General features: G+C 46.2%; 13 protein-coding genes. 9 read left to right on the top strand and 4 right to left on the bottom strand.

The window, feature by feature from the left end:
• Nucleotides 1-6 precede the first annotated feature (6 nt).
• From ACLHR0_RS15300 to ACLHR0_RS15275, 6 genes are read left to right on the top strand one after another with little or no spacing between them, the layout of a single operon-like run.
• Nucleotides 7-1,749, top strand: coding sequence for a RagB/SusD family nutrient uptake outer membrane protein (locus tag ACLHR0_RS15300; protein ID WP_436487655.1), 1,743 nt, complete (start codon nucleotides 7-9; stop codon nucleotides 1,747-1,749).
• A gap of 7 nt (nucleotides 1,750-1,756) precedes the next feature.
• Nucleotides 1,757-3,967: a hypothetical protein gene (locus ACLHR0_RS15295; protein ID WP_436487653.1), complete on the top strand. Its 2,211-nt coding sequence runs from the start codon at nucleotides 1,757-1,759 to the stop codon at nucleotides 3,965-3,967.
• Between the two features lie 26 nt (nucleotides 3,968-3,993).
• The gene (locus ACLHR0_RS15290) at nucleotides 3,994-4,884 is read left to right on the top strand and encodes an aldo/keto reductase (protein ID WP_436487651.1); all 891 of its coding nucleotides are present in this window, start codon (nucleotides 3,994-3,996) and stop codon (nucleotides 4,882-4,884) included.
• Between the two features lies 1 nt (nucleotide 4,885).
• On the top strand, nucleotides 4,886-6,058 hold the full coding sequence (locus tag ACLHR0_RS15285) for an enolase C-terminal domain-like protein (RefSeq protein WP_436487649.1): 1,173 nt from the start codon (nucleotides 4,886-4,888) through the stop codon (nucleotides 6,056-6,058).
• Nucleotides 6,059-6,074: 16 nt separating this feature from the next.
• Entirely contained in the window at nucleotides 6,075-7,634 is a 1,560-nt protein-coding gene (locus ACLHR0_RS15280; RefSeq protein ID WP_436487648.1) for a sodium:solute symporter family transporter, read from the top strand.
• A gap of 6 nt (nucleotides 7,635-7,640) precedes the next feature.
• Nucleotides 7,641-8,078, top strand: a complete 438-nt coding sequence (locus tag ACLHR0_RS15275; protein WP_429048872.1) for an L-rhamnose mutarotase — start codon at nucleotides 7,641-7,643, stop codon at nucleotides 8,076-8,078.
• On the opposite strand, the gene ACLHR0_RS15270 is transcribed toward ACLHR0_RS15275, so the two are convergent.
• The gene (locus ACLHR0_RS15270; protein ID WP_436487646.1) at nucleotides 8,079-8,972 is read right to left on the bottom strand and encodes an AraC family transcriptional regulator; all 894 of its coding nucleotides are present in this window, start codon (nucleotides 8,970-8,972) and stop codon (nucleotides 8,079-8,081) included.
• 153 nt (nucleotides 8,973-9,125) lie between these two features.
• Between ACLHR0_RS15270 and ACLHR0_RS15265 the strand changes: the two genes are divergently transcribed.
• Both ACLHR0_RS15265 and ACLHR0_RS15260 read left to right on the top strand, forming a co-directional pair.
• Complete coding sequence (locus ACLHR0_RS15265; protein WP_436487644.1) at nucleotides 9,126-11,441, top strand: hypothetical protein; 2,316 nt, start codon at nucleotides 9,126-9,128, stop codon at nucleotides 11,439-11,441.
• Between the two features lie 81 nt (nucleotides 11,442-11,522).
• Entirely contained in the window at nucleotides 11,523-12,347 is an 825-nt protein-coding gene (locus tag ACLHR0_RS15260; RefSeq protein ID WP_436487642.1) for a DUF899 domain-containing protein, read from the top strand.
• A 10-nt stretch (nucleotides 12,348-12,357) separates the two neighbouring features.
• Here the strand turns inward: ACLHR0_RS15260 and ACLHR0_RS15255 are convergent, their stop codons facing one another.
• Nucleotides 12,358-13,359 (bottom strand): carboxymuconolactone decarboxylase family protein, encoded by a 1,002-nt coding sequence (locus tag ACLHR0_RS15255; protein ID WP_436487640.1) that lies wholly within the window; start codon nucleotides 13,357-13,359, stop codon nucleotides 12,358-12,360.
• 315 nt (nucleotides 13,360-13,674) lie between these two features.
• Here ACLHR0_RS15255 and ACLHR0_RS15250 point away from each other — a divergent pair, with 315 nt between their 5' ends.
• Nucleotides 13,675-13,836 carry a helix-turn-helix domain-containing protein gene (locus ACLHR0_RS15250; RefSeq protein WP_436488238.1) on the top strand — a complete coding sequence of 54 codons (162 nt, stop codon included), beginning with the start codon at nucleotides 13,675-13,677 and terminating at the stop codon, nucleotides 13,834-13,836.
• A 26-nt stretch (nucleotides 13,837-13,862) separates the two neighbouring features.
• On the opposite strand, the gene ACLHR0_RS15245 is transcribed toward ACLHR0_RS15250, so the two are convergent.
• Nucleotides 13,863-15,218, bottom strand: coding sequence for a glycoside hydrolase family 27 protein (locus ACLHR0_RS15245; RefSeq protein ID WP_436487638.1), 1,356 nt, complete (start codon nucleotides 15,216-15,218; stop codon nucleotides 13,863-13,865).
• 169 nt (nucleotides 15,219-15,387) lie between these two features.
• On the bottom strand, nucleotides 15,388-16,347 hold the full coding sequence (locus ACLHR0_RS15240; RefSeq protein WP_436487637.1) for a Dyp-type peroxidase: 960 nt from the start codon (nucleotides 16,345-16,347) through the stop codon (nucleotides 15,388-15,390).
• Nucleotides 16,348-16,461 lie beyond the last annotated feature (114 nt).

Genomic DNA, 16,461 nt, shown 5'->3' with positions numbered 1-16,461 from the left:
AAGAAAATGAAGCATAAGTTAAATATAGCAGTACTCCTTTTTTTCGTTCCTTTTTTATTTGTGAGCTGCAATAAAGTACTTGACAAAACGAATCTCTCTGCAGTTGGTCCGGACCAGGTATGGTCGGATGTAAATATTGCCACCGCCTATTTAAATCAGATCTATTCAGCGCTGATGCCAGGCAATCCTTACGGCAGCGGCAACAACACCGACGAAGGCGTACCTTATCAGAAACAGACAAATGAATGGTTCAGGGGCACCGCTACCTTCGACTCACAAAACAGTTTTAGTACTTATAATAATATTCGAACTATCAATATTTTGTTGGGTAATATCGATAAAGCTACCTTCAGCCAGGCGGATAAGGATAAAATTAAAGGACAGGCGTTATTCTGGAGGGCCTGGGCTTATCAGAACCTCGTGAGCACCTACGGCGGCGTACCGCTGATATTGGAAGCACAGCTGCCTACTTCTGATTTAACTACACTGCAGAAACCCCGTAATAAAACTTCAGAATGTGTAACGCAGATTTTAAAAGATATAGATGACGCCCTCGCATTACTGCCCGACGCTTTTACAGATGATGACATGGGCCGGATAGACAAAGGAGTGGCCCTCGCCTTTAAAGGAAGAGTATTATTGTTTTATGCCAGCCCGTTGTTTAATGGTTTGGGAGGCGTTGCCACCTGGCAAAAAGCATTCGATGCTAATAAAGCGGCCAAAGAATTCCTGGATGCACGTGGTAAAGGGTTATATAGTCCTTACAGTAAAATATGGGATGATGAGCTAAACAAAGAAGTGGTAATGGTCCACCGGTTCAACTACCCGCAGGCCACTTATTTCCAGGGCGGTTTAATTCCCCTGGATTGGTCTAAGGATGATGTAGGTTACGACAGGCCTTCCCTGGAACTGGTGAATGCCTTTCCCATGAAGGATGGCTCGGCCTGGGAATCACAATCGAGAAGCTACGATACACTGTTTTTTAACAGGGATGACCGGTTTTATGCCAATATTTATTACAACGGAGCTCCCAATCAATATTTAAAGGGAATGCGTGACAGTAAAACCTACCTGTGGACGTATTTTACCTCAATAACGAATTATAACGGTGGTACCGGGCTGGAAGGCGTTCACAATGCAATAACACTGGATCCTTTATGGTCTAACTCCAGTTTTTACCGTATAAAAGCGGTTGATAAAACCCTTGACAAAGGCACTGTTTACAATGCAGGCGTCGACTGGGTTGAAATCCGTTATGCTGAAGTATTAATGAATTACGGAGAATGCGCTAATGAAACAGGTAATACTGCTGCAGCGCTGGACGTGTTAAAACAGATCAGGACCCGTGCAGGCGTGCTGCCAGGCATCGCCGGTAATTATGGTATTACAGCCGTGTTGCAGCCCGACATACGCAAGGCATATCAAAAAGAACGGTTTGTTGAGTTTTGTTTTGAAGGTAAACGTTTGAATGACCTGCGCCGCTGGAAGATGTTTGGTTACCTGAGAAGCCTTACTCAACGTCATGGAATCGCCGTATTGCTGAAAACAGGACAATCGGATGTAAGCCCGATGTCGGATATAAACACAGTGTGGAGTAAATTTACTTCTACTGTTATTCCAACAGATGCTGTTGATATAGCTATTAAAGATCAGTACTATATTTATGGCATTCCTAAAGCAGTGTTGGATAGAAACCCATTGTTAAAACAAAACAATAACTGGGGTGGCGACTTTGATCCCCTGCAATAGCAATTGAATGAAAGAAAATAAGCGTAACAGGAAGTATTTAACGGCCGGAATAATAATTTGTACATTATTGGGTTTTAACAGGCATGCAGGCGCACAGCACATAGCGTTTACAACCAGGTATTCGTCTGTTAGCATCAATAAAAGCGGATTTATTACCAGTATCAGGGATAAACAAACAAGCAGGGAATACAATCCCCGGGGACTAAGCTCACCTTTACTGGCGCTGGAGAAAGAAGGAAAGAATATTTATCCGGTCAGTGCAAAACTACAGGGGAAACAGTTAAAGCTGACTTATCCCAACAGTACAATTGCTACGTTAAAGATCGACCAGAAAAAAGACTACCTGCGTTTTGAACTGTTGTCGCTGTTACCACGAAATGGCGTTGACAATGTAATATGGGGACCTTATAAAACCAATATCTCCAAAACCATCGGCGAAATACTGTCAGTAGTAAGAAGTGAAAATTTTGCCATTGGCATACTGGCGCTTAACGACAATACTACCAGCGGTCCGCCCTGTAATGGCGATATGTATCAGTCCTGTTATATCATTCATTCGCCTGACCCGGTGAAGTACCCGCTGCCGGCAAATCTACAGGAAGGCCAACGGTTCCGTATCGGTGGAGATGGCATTAATGATGTGGCATTTTATTCTCACCCGGAAGAGTATTACCGGTATATGAATGGTAATGGCGCCAGCCTGGAGCCGGACTTCGGATCGTCTATCGTATTACACTCGCGCGACCGGAAGAAGCCGTACACCATTTTTTATCCGCATTTTAATGATTTCCCCGGGGTTAAATCGCCCCGGCATATGGAGCTGACGCCGGTTGATGTAGACTATATCGGTTCTGCCATCGCCTTTTATGCCTGCCCTGATTCACTGGGACTACAAACAATTGAACAGATTGTAAAAAATGAAGGCTTACCCTATATTACCCGGAATGGAAAGTGGGTAAAAGATCCGTCCAATTATCAAACGGATATCGCCTGGTGGGGGCCGCACGACAGCCTGGTTTCCTATGCCGGGCAGCTGGGGCTGAAAGCTGTTCAGGATGAGGGTTTGGGAGAATATTATACGAATCCGGCCAACCGGTGGGGTGATAAAAAAGTGACGCTCAACCAGCAAAAACGGCCCATCAGTGACTTAACCGCCTTAACCAATAAAGAAGGCGTTGCCTATGGTTTGCATACGCTCACGGAATTTATTCAGCCATTTAGCAGCGATGTGCATCCGGTGCCTAACGATGGCTTGTGTACCGTGTTAAAAACCCATATCACCAAAAGGATTAGTGCAAATGATACATTGATACAGGTGGCGGACACCAGTTATCTGAACGAATTTGGCGGTTGGGACGACAACAAGGTGAATGTGTTAAAGATCGGGAAAGAGCTGATCCGGTATAAAGGCGTTACCACCACCAAACCCTATACACTTGCCGGTGTAGAACGCGGCGCCCTCAAAACCAATGCCGCCGCGCATAACGCCGGGGATCAACTGGCCAAACTCCAGGTAAACTGTTATGGTGGATTTATCCCCGATATTACGCTGCAGGATGATTATGCGGCCTATTACGCCCGCCTGCTGCACGACGGAGGGATGAACTATATCGACTTTGACGGCTTCGAAAGTTTTACTTACCAGGGACATGGACAATACTCTTTCAAACGTTTTATGAGAGGCATGTTTGACCACCTTAAAGAAATGAATGTGCCGTACGTGAGAGTGATGGGATCCTGCGTTTTTGAAGGAAACTGGCACTACATGAGCGTATGCAATGTAGGGGGTGGTAATAATATGTTTGATCCGGTAAATAATAAATGGGGAATTGAAGGGAAAGACATACGTTATTCTTTCAACGGCAGTTATTTTCCCGCTACTTTTGGGATACAGAATCTGCAGCGTGACTGGACGATACAGGTAGTAGAGAATCTCCAGTGTAAATCCATTGCCTGGGAGGCTACCTATATGCTGGGGTTAAGCCAGGATGCTGTAGAGAAAAGAACCGACAAGCAGGCGATATTCAAAACTTTCCGGACCTGGGAAAACGCAAAGAATGCCGGTGCATTTGGAGACGCATTGAAAAAAGAAATGCAGGAAGAAAAAAATGTTTATCACCTGGAACAATTGGATGATAATACCTGGAAACTTTACAAGGTAGCGCCAGATGGTGTTTTGGGCAGCCCGGAAATATTGAAGCGCAGCAAGGCAGGTTGATAACAGTTTATTTTACTTATTTGTTTATGGTCAGCGAACGTTTGGTGCTTGGTACTGCCGGATTAGGCGGTGTTTGGGGAAAGGTTGATCCACATCAATCTGTATTAACAATTTTATCCGCACTCGAATCGGGTATAATCGCTATTGATACCGCTCCGGCTTATGGAGATGCGGAGCGCTATCTTGGTCAGGCATTACAGCAATGGGATGGGAAAACACCTGTGATCAGTTCCAAAGTGGGGCGACTCAAATCTTACGCCGCCGACGAAGCCTGTTACGATTATTCAGACAGGACAATGGCGGAAAGCCTGGAGAACAGTCTCCGTACTATCGGTATCTCTTCTCTCGATATCCTGTTTTTACATGATCCTCATGCGATTCCCGAAATGGACGCGAAGCGGATCATTAACAGGCTGATAGCGTTCAGGGAACAGGGATTGGCAAAACGGTTAGGCGTAGGAGGTAATTGGCCTTCCTGGCTGAAAGCATACCTGGATGCCGGCGTTTTTGATGTGGTGATGGAGTTTAACCGTCTTAATGCCTCAAATGTAACCTCACTCGGGGATTCACTGCCTTACTGCCTATCCCGTAACATACAATATTATGCTGCCAGTCCGCTGAACATGGGACTGCTGGGGCGATGTATAGGGTCGTTTAAGCAGATGCGCCCCGAATGGCTGCCCGAAGAGGCACTGAAGATGGCCATAGAACTGGAACAAATAGCGGAAAAACACCGTCTTTCCCTATCAGCTATGGCGCATAGGTTCCTCCTGTCTTTACCCTATGATTTTAATATTGTATTGGGACCATCCAATACAGCGGAACTGGTGGCCAGTATTGAAAATTTTAACCAGGGTAAACTACCGGACGCCATCCGGACAGAAATTTTGAATTGCAGTAACGGTAAAAGAAGTTAAGATGTGTAATATCGATCACGAGATCTTTAATATCCGGAGTATACAAATAAGGGAATTAGCCCCGGTGCAGGTGGTTACTCCATTGCAGGACGCCACTATGGGACCGTTTCATGCTTTTGGAATGTCCATGATCACCATTGAAGATGAAAATCACAATATTGGTGAAGCACCGGTGTACAGCAGTTATACCAATATCCTGGAAGCATGCCTCGTGCCTCATTTGCTGTATTCCAATAACCTTTCCTACAGCCAGTTATATTCCAGGTTATACTGGTCTATCCGCAACGAGGGCTTCAGAGGCCCTGCATCTGCGCTGTTGGGACAGGTGGATATGGCATTGCACGACCTGGCTACCCGCCGGCTCGGCGTCCCATTGCATAAATATATGGGCGCCGGCCGGAATGAGGTAAAGGTATATGGCAGCGGAGGAGGCACCAACTATAGTTATGAGCAACTGGAAAAAGAGGTTACCTATTTTACCACAGCAGGGGTAGATTGTTATAAGATGAAGGTGGGTAAGGATTTTGGCATGAACATGAAGGAAGATGTAAAGCGTGTGAAGTTTGTACGTAATCTCCTGGGAAAAAATGTCAGGCTCGCCGTGGATGCCAACCAGATCTGGAGTTGTGATCAGGCGCTCCGGTTTATAGATCAGACAGCCGGGGAAAACCTGGCCTGGTTTGAAGAACCTACGCATTCAGCATCTTTTGACCAGATTGAAGCGCTGTGTAAACAAACGCCTTTGAAAATAGCTTTTGGAGAATCGGAACGGACGGCAAGAGTTTTTCCTACGTTGGTAAGCATCGGCGTAAGCCATTTGCAGCCGGTGCCCGGTCATTTAGCCGGCGTGAAAGAATGGATGGCGGTGAGAGACCTGGCAGCCAAACATAAGATTGATTTTTCTTCCGGCGGATATTCATTGTTTACAGCTTCCCTGATGGCTACTGCGTCTGAACCATGTGAAGTGGAGTACTTGTATTCAATTATGTCGGGACTGGAAACGTATTTCGATGTAAAACCGGCATGGAGCAACGGGAAGTTTTTCCTGCCGGAGATGCCTGGTTTGCCTGTCAGGATAAATTGGGGCCACTGTGAAAGCACCGGTCAACTGACCAGGACAAGGATATGGGATAAAAAGAACGTCGGTGAATACAAGCCGATCGTATCTTTGTGATCCTTAAGCATTTTCTGTGAAGATAATATTAACTGGAATTGATTATCTCGTCCTTGTCGTCTATGTAATCGCTTTATTCGCCTTTGGTTTTTACCTTAAATCTTCCCGGTCACAATCGGGTGGAGATATTTTTTTAGGCAGGCGTTCTTTGAAATGGTGGCAGATCGGCTTTTCCATGTTCAGTGCCAACGTAGGCCCGATGATGTTGATAGGCTTATCCAGCCTGGGTTTTTCGCAGGGGGTGGTGGGAGGCAATTTTGAGTGGCTGGCATGGATATTTCTGATGTTGTTGTCTGTATTTTTTATTCCACGTTATATTTCGTCAGGGATCAGCACTATTCCGCAATTCCTGCTTTTACGTTATGGCCGCAGGTCCTATAATTTCCTGGTAGTTTACAGCCTGGTGTCTATATTGTTTGTATGGCTTGGCAGTGCACTGTATGCGGGTGGCCTGGTTATCTCTGAAATTTTCCAATGTTCCCTGCTGGAAGCAGTAGTGTTGACAACCCTCATTTCCACCAGCTATACTGCTATCGGGGGGCTAAAGGCAGTAGTAAGGACCGGCGTTTTCCAGTCGGTGATCATTATTGTTTCTTCCCTGATACTAACGGTATTGGCTATAGGGAAAATTGGTCATGTGGAAGATGCGGCCAAAGCAATCCCTGCCGACTATTGGAAGTTGTTTCATGCCAGGTCCGATCCCGAATATTCCTGGCTCGCTATTGTGGCAGGGTATCCTGTAGTAGCCGTTTACTACTGGTGTGCAGATCAGACGATCGTGCAAAAGGTGTTGGCGGCTAAGACTGTCAAAGAGGGACAACGCGGCATTCTTTTCCTGGCGGCGCTCAAAGTGATTACGCCATTTATTTTTGTATTGCCTGGTATTATTTGTTTTTTATTATACAGAGATACTACCACGCCGGATAAATCTTACATTACGCTCGTCAAAAACCTGATGCCCGCCGGGCTTCGCGGACTCTGTATAGCGGCCCTTATTGCTTCCCTGATCGATACCGTTTCTTCAGGGCTGAATTCTTTCAGTACTGTTTTTACATTGGATGTGGTTACGCAGTTTGTAACGTTGAAAGAAAAGGATAAAACAAGGGTGGGGAGATGGATGACCGCCGCAGGCGCTTTTTTGGGAGGAGGTATCGCTGTATTATTTTCTTATTCTGATAAAAGCCTGTTTGAATTAACACAGGGACTTGTGTCTATACTGGCGCCACCACTATCGGTTGTTTTTTTAGCCGGCATATTCTGGAAACGTACCCACCGGGTGGGAGCAGAAACAGTATTGTTTGGCGGCGGATTTCTTTGCCTGGTAATGGGCGTTTGTTACGTATTGAACTATCCGTATAAAGGATTCTGGCCGCATTTCCTGCTACTGTCTGTCTATATCTTTATTTTCCTGGTGATTTTAATGGGGGTGATAACGATGGTTTTTAAGTCGCCCGAAAAAAATCACGTATCATTTACCTTTCCGGATAACGCCGGCTCGGGCATGGATAAATGGCTATGGGCAGGCTGGGGAGCACTGGCTTTAATAATGATCACGATCTATATAGTATTAAACTAACGAATCATGAATAAAATATTACCCGCTGTTTTGTGCAGGATATTACTGTTGACTGCCGTAGTTATATTTACAGCCTGTAATGCATCCCCAAAAGAAGCGGAGCTGCAGGAGCATGTATTTGTGGTGAATATTGTACATGATCCGCAGAAGCTGAAAGCCTATCTCGACTATCATCAGCATATATGGCCGGAAGTGGAAGCAGGCTTTAAGAAAGCAGGCTACCGGAAAATAACGCTTTACCGGTACGACTACCTGTTGGTAATGACCATCAGTGTGCCTGCCGGAGCAGATCTTGGGCAAATGGGAAAAACGGCTGAATCTTATGATAAGCGTTGTGCGGAATGGAACCGGTTAATGGATGGTTATCAGACCGGCGTTGCCGGCGCCGGGCAGCATGAAAAATGGGTGGAGGCATTACCTTTTTACCGGTTCACAAAAGAGTGATTAAAGGCTTTTGGCGCTAATGCCATTTTTCTCTTTGTCTTCGTATTGCCTGACAAAGTCCCTGGGCGACAATCCTTTGATTTCCTTAAAGTGTTTATTAAAATTTGAGATGTTATTATAGCCACTATTATAACAGGCTTCTGCTACGTTGTGATGTCCTTCCAGTAAAAGTTTGGCGGAATGCCCGATGCGTACTTCCTTTACAAAGTCGATCAGCGTACGGTTGGTGTTGCGTTTAAAAAAGCGGCAGAAAGCTGCCGACGACATGGGAATAAGATCTGCTACGTCCTGTAGTACGATGTCGTCTTTGAAATTTTGAAAGATGTAATCGAATACTTTGTTGATTTTTTTTGCTTCTCCGGAGCTTTCAACGGTGTTGTAGTAAGGAGATGATAATACTACTGATGATTCGGATTGTGCGAGCACGTCCAGCAGGCGGATCATCAGTGCCACCCTGCTTAAGCCCGACACATAGAGCATCTGGTGCATGATCATTTTGGCATCGCGGAGGGTGTTGCCTGTAAATAGTACGCCTTTTGCCGCCTTGGCGAAAAGCAGGTTCAATTGTTTTGCTTCCGGCTTTTCAAGCAGCTCCTTTCCGAGGAAATCAGGAAAGAAATGAATAACCACCGCCTGGGTGGGGATAAGCGGATCTGCCGCCTTGTAATATTGCCAGCAATGTGGCAGGTAACTGCCCAGCAATACCAGCTCCGGCCCGTCGAAATCCTGAATATGATCGCCGATAAACCGTTTGCCACTACAGTTTTCCAGCAGCGCAATTTCAAAATTAACATGCGATTTTAAGGCAGTATACTTTTTTATTTCAAGAATCTCTGACCTTACCGTAAATGACTGGTCCGGCGGAAACGTAAAATTCTCGTATATGTATTGCATCGGATTGTAGGTCTGGTTGTGTGTTACAGGCAATCCAAAGATAATAAAATACGCGGGAAGTTAAAGGCGGCAAAAATAGTAGCCGTAATTGTCAAATTAAGGGTTGGGTTCATATAAAGGGAATCAGACCTTTAGCTGCATTAAACAGCAAGTATGTATCGCATTAAAATAAAGTATTTCCTATTGTTCCTGGTGGCCGTTGTCATATCAAACAGCACTTTTTCGCAGTTCCGGGATCCGCAGGTCAACAGGATGCTGCAACAGGTATATGGATCGGTTGCTTTTTTGCAAAGACAATATAATGGCACCAACCTGGTGGCAGAAAACGTTTTTCGTTTGAAAGAGGCGCCGGATAACTGGCAACTGGCGCTGAAAGTGAGCCCGGTGAAGGAATGCAGCGATGCAATTGATGTGGTGGCAACTTTCAGGCTGACAGCCGGACAGGTAAACGCTGCAACCGTAGCGATGAAATTTGACTTCAGCAACTGGAGCCCCGCCAATTATGTACTGGTGCCGGCTTCGCTTTATAACGGCAACCGCTATCGCGCTATAGGGAATGGTTATAATCCCGACTATCCGCGTGATATGTATTATAACCCGCAGGTGCCGCTAACGATTTCAAATAATCCCCGTTTGTCGATAGAAAATGATCAGGCTTCCCTGGTAGAATTGCAAACAGGTAGTATGGCCACCCCCGCCGTTTGTTTTTTTTCTCCGGCTGAACAAAGGGGCTTTATCCTATTAACAACGCAACAAACAAAATGGGGAAACAACGGGGTTACCATCACCGAGAGTGCTCATAAAGACCATTTTTCTTTTGACCTATCAGCACCCGCCATGCGTAAGCTGGCTGCCGGCTTCGGCGACTTTCACCTGAGCGGTGATAAGGCGCCGGACTGGAAGGCCGGCGACGAAGTATCGCTGCGTTTCCGGTTGTATGTGTTTAAGGCGCCAGATATCCCGGCTTTGCTCACTAAATTTTTAAAAGTAAGAAAAGATATCCCGGACCATGCTGCTCCCCGGAACCTGGTACCGATGAGCAAGTTACTGGAACTGGGAACAGGCATATGCAGCAGTAATTTTACGCAGCAGCAGGCCGGCAATTATTATAAACCGGAGAACAGCAACGATTTTCAGCTGGGATGGGTGAGCGGCATGATCAACACCTATCCGATGCTATCGCTGAACGACGAAAAGGAACGCAAAAGAGTCTGTGAGGAACTTGATTTTGTAGTTCACAGATTGCAGGGTAAAAGCGGCTATTTTTACGGCGGCATAAAAGCAAACGGAGAAATCACAGGAGAGAAGATGTCACGGGATTTCCCGGAAGTGCAGGCAATGGTGCGGAAGAACGGGGATGCCTTGTTTTGGTTGATGAAGCATCTGTTGTTGTTCAGGGAAAGCGGGCATGCTGCCATGATAAACAAAGATTGGGAAGAGGCAGCAAAAAGACTGGCTGGCGCATTTGTAAAAACCTGGCAGAAGCATGGTCAGTTTGGCCAGTATATAGCGCCTGAAACAGGAGAGGTGGCAGTATTTAACTCTACTGCGGGCGCCATCGTCCCGGCTGGGCTGGCCCTGGCAGCGAACTATTTTAACAGGGCCGACTGGCTGCAAACAGCAGCAGCATCTGCGGATTATTATTACCGCCGCGATGTAGCAGGGCAGGGGCTTACAGGTGGCGATTGCGGGGATATTTCGCAGGATGCCAATTCAGAATCGGCTTTTGGATTCCTGGAGTCTTTAATGGCATTATATAAATATACCGGAGATCACAAGTGGCTGTCGATGGCCGAAGTACAGGCAGCCCTCTGCTCCAGCTGGACCCTGTCTTATGCACCGGTTTTTCCTCCGTCGAGTACCATCGGGAAATTACAGGCCAATATGACGGGGGCTGTTTGGGCCAGCATTCAAAATAAACATGCCGCACCGGGCATCTGCACTTCCTCCGGCGACTATCTTTTTAAATTGTTCCGGGCCACCGGAAAATCATTGTATGCAGATTTGATCAGGGATATCCAGCACGCACACACGGAGGCGGTTAATATGCCAGGCCATATTACCAGCAATTACCTGGTGGGATCCTCCATGGAGCGCATTCAGCCAGGAGATGCAGAAGGGAAGGAGAGCACCGGGAATTTTATATACACCCGCAATTCCTGGACAGAAACCAACGGAATGCTGATGGCACTTGAACTACCGGGGATTTATGTGATCAGCGACAAATCAAAATGCTATGTTTTTGACCACGTGGAGGCGACAGTTATTAAGAAAGATAATAAAGGACTGGTGATCCTGTTACACAATCCAACGGCTTATGATGCCAGTGTGACCGTTATGTCGGAAACCAGCCTGGAAGCAAAGCAACCTATGGGTTATACGGCCTTCCTCCGTTGGCCAAAAGTACTGGTGAAGGCTGGTGGCAAAGCGAGGGTGTTTATTTCAGGAAAAGAGGTAAGATGCCTGTAAAGCATACGATACCAAATAGCTACTACCCTGAACAAAAGCCACGTGATAAGAGTTAGTATATTTTAAATAAATAAAAACGTTATGGAGCCCAATATTAAAAACCATCCCGTGGTTTCGGAAGAAGAATGGCTGAAAGCCCGGATCGAACTGCTAAAGGCCGAAAAGGAGCTTACGAGGCATAGTGATAAGGTAGCGCGGCGCCGTCAGGAGTTGCCGTGGGTGAAGGTAGACAAAGCGTATAGCTTTGATACAGATAATGGGAAAGCCTCGCTCGCTGATCTCTTTTGCGGGCGGTCACAACTGCTTATTTATCATTTCATGTTTGGGCCGGAGTATGAGGCCGGGTGCCCGTCGTGCTCGTCGATTGCAGACGATTTTAATGGTTTCGCAGTTCACCTGGCTAACCACGACGTGATGCTCACTGCTGTGTCGCGGGCTCCGCTGGCGAAGTTGCATGTGTACAAGCAGCGGATGGGCTGGCATTTTCCCTGGGCCTCGTCCCTGGAAAGTGATTTCAACTACGATTTCAAGGTGTCATTCACAGCGGAGCAGCAACGTTCGGGCGCCGTAGCGTACAACTATCGCACAGGGAACGTGACCTCCCGTGCCAATGAAATTGAAGCATTTCAGGAAGCGCCGGAAGCCGGAAAACGGATTGCTGCGACCGTAGGCACAGATTGGGCTACGTATACCCGTGAGGCGCCCGGTATGAGCGCCTTTGTGTTGAGGGATGGGGTGGTTTACCACACGTACTCAACATATGAGCGCGGACTGGACGGGCTTTGGGGCATGTACCAATGGCTGGACCGGGCGCCGCTGGGCCGCAATGAAACCGGGAATACCATGTGGTTCCGCCGTCATGATGAGTACGGAGATAAGGAGAAAGGAGGCCGCTGCTGTTCTTAAATTAATTTGCTCATTTTATTTTTCTAAAGATCTCCGGTATTGTTTCTTTATCAATGCTCTCCATATCCACCAATTTTAGTGATTTTACCATCTTAAGCGTACTGGTTTTGTAATGCTGGAAGTGGGGTGTTTGTAAATGAGACCGGTAGGCCGCTTTGTTGGCATATATCTCTATAATCCTGAGTTGTGTTGGATTTAACTGCTGGAACATGGGGAAGATAGCAATTACGCCCGGTTCTATTTTTACCGATGCCGCTGCTTCCGTTTTCAGAATGGAGGTATATTCTTCCAGGTATTCCGGCACAATTTCAATTTCTGAAATCCGCACCATCATATCCGGTTCAATTACCGGAATAGCTGGCTCCGACAAGAGCTTTCGCAACGAATTTGCCTGGTTCCTCCCCACGCTTTTTTCTATCAGGCCGGCTACTTGTGCTAATTGTCCGGTTGTGATACCGGTGTTCATTCCCATCTTTATATGCGACTGCAACTGCGGCTCCACTCCCTGCATTGCCGCCAGGGCAGCAATGGTGACCAGTTCCCTTTGCTGGTAGGTCAGCACATCACTGTCGAAAACATCCGCAAAAAGATGCTCTTTCAAAAATGCGTCGATGCGTGGCGCAAACTCACCAAACCCTGGCGCCGGCCTTGCTTGCGGCATTTGGGTCAGCGTTTCCAGCACTTTCCGGCCCTGTTCATATTTGGTGTTGCTATCGCTGGTTAAAACAATTTCCTTTCCTTGTTTGTCACTAATGCCCTTCGTTTTTCTATCTTCCAGCACAGTCATGAACGTGGATATCCCGTTCAAACTTCGTGGAAATCCGCAATAGGCGTAAAGCTGTACCAATGCCTCCTTGATTTCGTTAATCGTTAGCCCGGCATCTAATCCGGCGTTCAGCTGCTCTTTTAATCCTTTTAAATCACCAGTGGCAGTTAAAGCGGAAACAGCTACCAGGCTTTGCTGCTGAACCGTTAATTCCTGACCGGTTAAATTGCGTTGTTGCGCGTTCATGTTCGTTGTACTTAGTATGAAAACAAAAAGAATTATTATTTGTAGAAAGATGCCGGTGTTACAGCGTCTTTCTGAAATATCTATATAATTCATAATCAGTATATTAATTTCAGCTTATTGTGTTAACTGCTAAAGTCATTCATATTACAAATGTCGTTACCAGCCATTGAATTGCTTTATATAAAATACCGTTTTATTTACCAGTTTTACTGATTTACTTTTAGCGGGATGGTGGCGGGAAGAGGTTTTGTTAAATTTCAGGGGATACATGGGGTATACGCAGTTTTTCTGAAATATCAAATGCGGTGATATGAGATATGGCTGGTAATTGAAGAAGCCAATGGCCGGCTGTTTGATGCGAACAACGCAATTAATGATATATCCCTTCAGTTAGGATTTAAGTATCAGCAGCATTTTACGCGGTTATTTAAGCAAAAAACCGGTATAACACCAAACGAGTTCAGGAATCTGAATTGACAAGACAGCCGGCCGGATCTGCAACACTATTTTTTCTCCTCAATACGATACAACCCTGCACCGTGACTGGCAATAACCGGTGAAAAAGTACCGGAAAAAGTGCCTGCTTTTTTACCGGACCAAAGGTCGGTAATCTTGCAGGAGCCGGTAATTCCCAGTGTACTCAGATCAACAGTAACAGGCATGGCCTGCGTTGAAGGATGGTCCGCGGTATTAAATACGGCGAGGTATTTGGCGCCAGTTGCCGGATCTTCGGCCATCCAGGCAGCTTTATCTTCTTCCGTAAAAAGCGGACGGTTGTTAGTGCTTGTGTTTAGTACTTTCAGTACGTTTTTATTGGTGAGCAGGGACAAGGTAAAAGGATCATTGTCTGGCAGATTACCACCAAACATTAGCGGCGATTTAAAAATCGTCCACAATGTCATCAGGGTGTATTGCTCATCTTTTGTAAACCCGCTCATACGCGGATGTCCACGTTCCGCACGTATCCCAATGCGGCCTAGTGGGAGCATGTCGCCATCGGGATAAGCGCCGGGCGCTCTCCATTTATTCCAGCGCTCAAATACTTTAAAGTGTTCCTTTAATTGTTTCCAGTTGTCCCAGAAGTCGCCTACTGTGCGCCACATATTGGCGTATTGCTGAACATGCGCTGCGTGTTCAATTGGCGTTTCGCCGGGGGATGTGCTCAACACTATTTTCCGTCCGGTGCGGTCTATTGCTTTCCGGATCATTTCTATTTCACCCGCAAAATAAATAGGGGAAGACAGGTCATCTACTTTTACAAAGTCCAGTCCCCAATCAGCATACATTTCAAAAAGGGAATTGTAATACGCCTGTGCGCCTTCTTTTTCAGGGACAACGGTATACATATCGTGCAGCCAGAGGCACTGCCCCTCTTTTGAGTGGATATCAGCTGCTTTTACTGTGGTACCTTTCACGGGCGTATTTTCCATTACCGCTTTCACTGGTATTCCCCTCATAATATGAATACCAAACTTTAATCCTTTGCTGTGAATATAGTCGGCCAGCGGCTTAAATCCCTGGCCGTTTTTGGCAGATGGAAAGCGGTTTACTGCCGGAACAAATCTTCCGTATTGATCCATATTATATTCAGGATCTGTTTCATTATAGCCATGCGATTTATCGTTGCTGACATACCACCTGATGTCCACTATAATATATTCCCAACCAGATGATTTTAAGTATTTGGCCATGTAGTCGGTGTTGGCTTTTACCTCCGCCTCCGTTACCGTGGGGCCATAGCAATCCCAGCTGTTCCAGCCCATTGGCGGGCCGGGCGCCCATTTATGAAAGTCCTGGCTTTGTGCATGCTGCCCGAATAATATCGTGGCAAGGATGATAACCGCTGTTAATCGCATCATGTTAAATCTCTACGTGGTGATGACTAATGTGGAAGATGACTACCGAAGGGTGAAAATAAGAAAATTATAATTATAATTGTCAATTTAACACTTTATTTTTCAGTGCCAGGAACAACGGTCTCCGGAGGTAGATTATACACTTCAGCTGCATGCCGGTTAACAGATAAAATCACGCCGTGTCATCCGCAGTATATTGCTTTAAAATATCCATTGACGGGGCAAAGAAGAGGCTTCCGGTATGGGCAGTACTGAAATCAAGGATCCTGTCGTAGTTGCCGGCCGGCACCCCGATAAACATCCGTTCCAGCATTTTAAAGGTGGTGCTGAACGTATTTGCATAAGCAATGAAATAGGTGCCCACCTCATTTTTGCCGGGATTTCCAAAGGCCATATTATCCCTTACTATTTTCAGTTCATTACCATTGTCATCATCCAGGTTCGCTAATGCGCTATGGGAATTATCGGGTTTTATGTCGTCAGGCATCTCAATGTCACTGATCTTATAACGGCCAATTACTTTTTCCTGTTCTTCGGTAGTGAGCTTTGTCCAGCCGCCCATATTGTGCAGGTACTTCTGAACAAAAAGGTAGCTGCCTCCTTTATAAACAGGATCTTCATCACCCACCAGCGCGAAATACTGCCGGTCGTTACCCACGGGATTTTCCGTACCATCTACAAAGCCAAGAATAGAACGGCCATCCCAATACCTGAAACCATGTACTTCTTCCAAACAATCTGCCACGGGTGATAATACGGCTGTTATGGCAATGAGCATATCAAAGCAGATGGACATGTCGGTTGACCGTAAGTGAAAATGCAGATCTCCGGGGGTGGCAACAGCGGTATGTTTTGCGCCCACCAGCGGTTCAAAATTTCTTAATTCCTTCGGAACAGGTTGGGGTAAAGATAGCTTCAGCCATGCCTCGTAACCAACACCCATTACGCAGGTGGCGCGGCCACCGGGCGCCCGTATGATGAAGGTGTGATTGAGATTAGCTACCAGGGCGCAGAGCTTTTCGAAAGCAGGTTTAATTTCCGTTCCCTCCTTAAACTTCCAGACCGCGAATATGGTGTTATTGTTGGGGTAGTCGGTGACGTTCTGTGATTCATGCGGTTTTGCACTGCTCATATTAAAAATGGCTTTTCGTTAATTTAAACGGAGGCCCGCTTTACAGGGGCCGTTAATAATTTACCAGTGACTTCAAAAATAAACATTGGCAACGAGATGCGCGTGTCAAATTCA

The sequence above is a fragment of the Chitinophaga sp. ARDCPP14 genome (assembly GCF_051362515.1).
Classification (GTDB): Bacteria; Bacteroidota; Bacteroidia; order Chitinophagales; family Chitinophagaceae; genus Chitinophaga.
The sequence above is the reverse complement of the archived record's forward strand: the minus strand, read 5'-3'. Positions and strand labels throughout refer to the sequence as shown.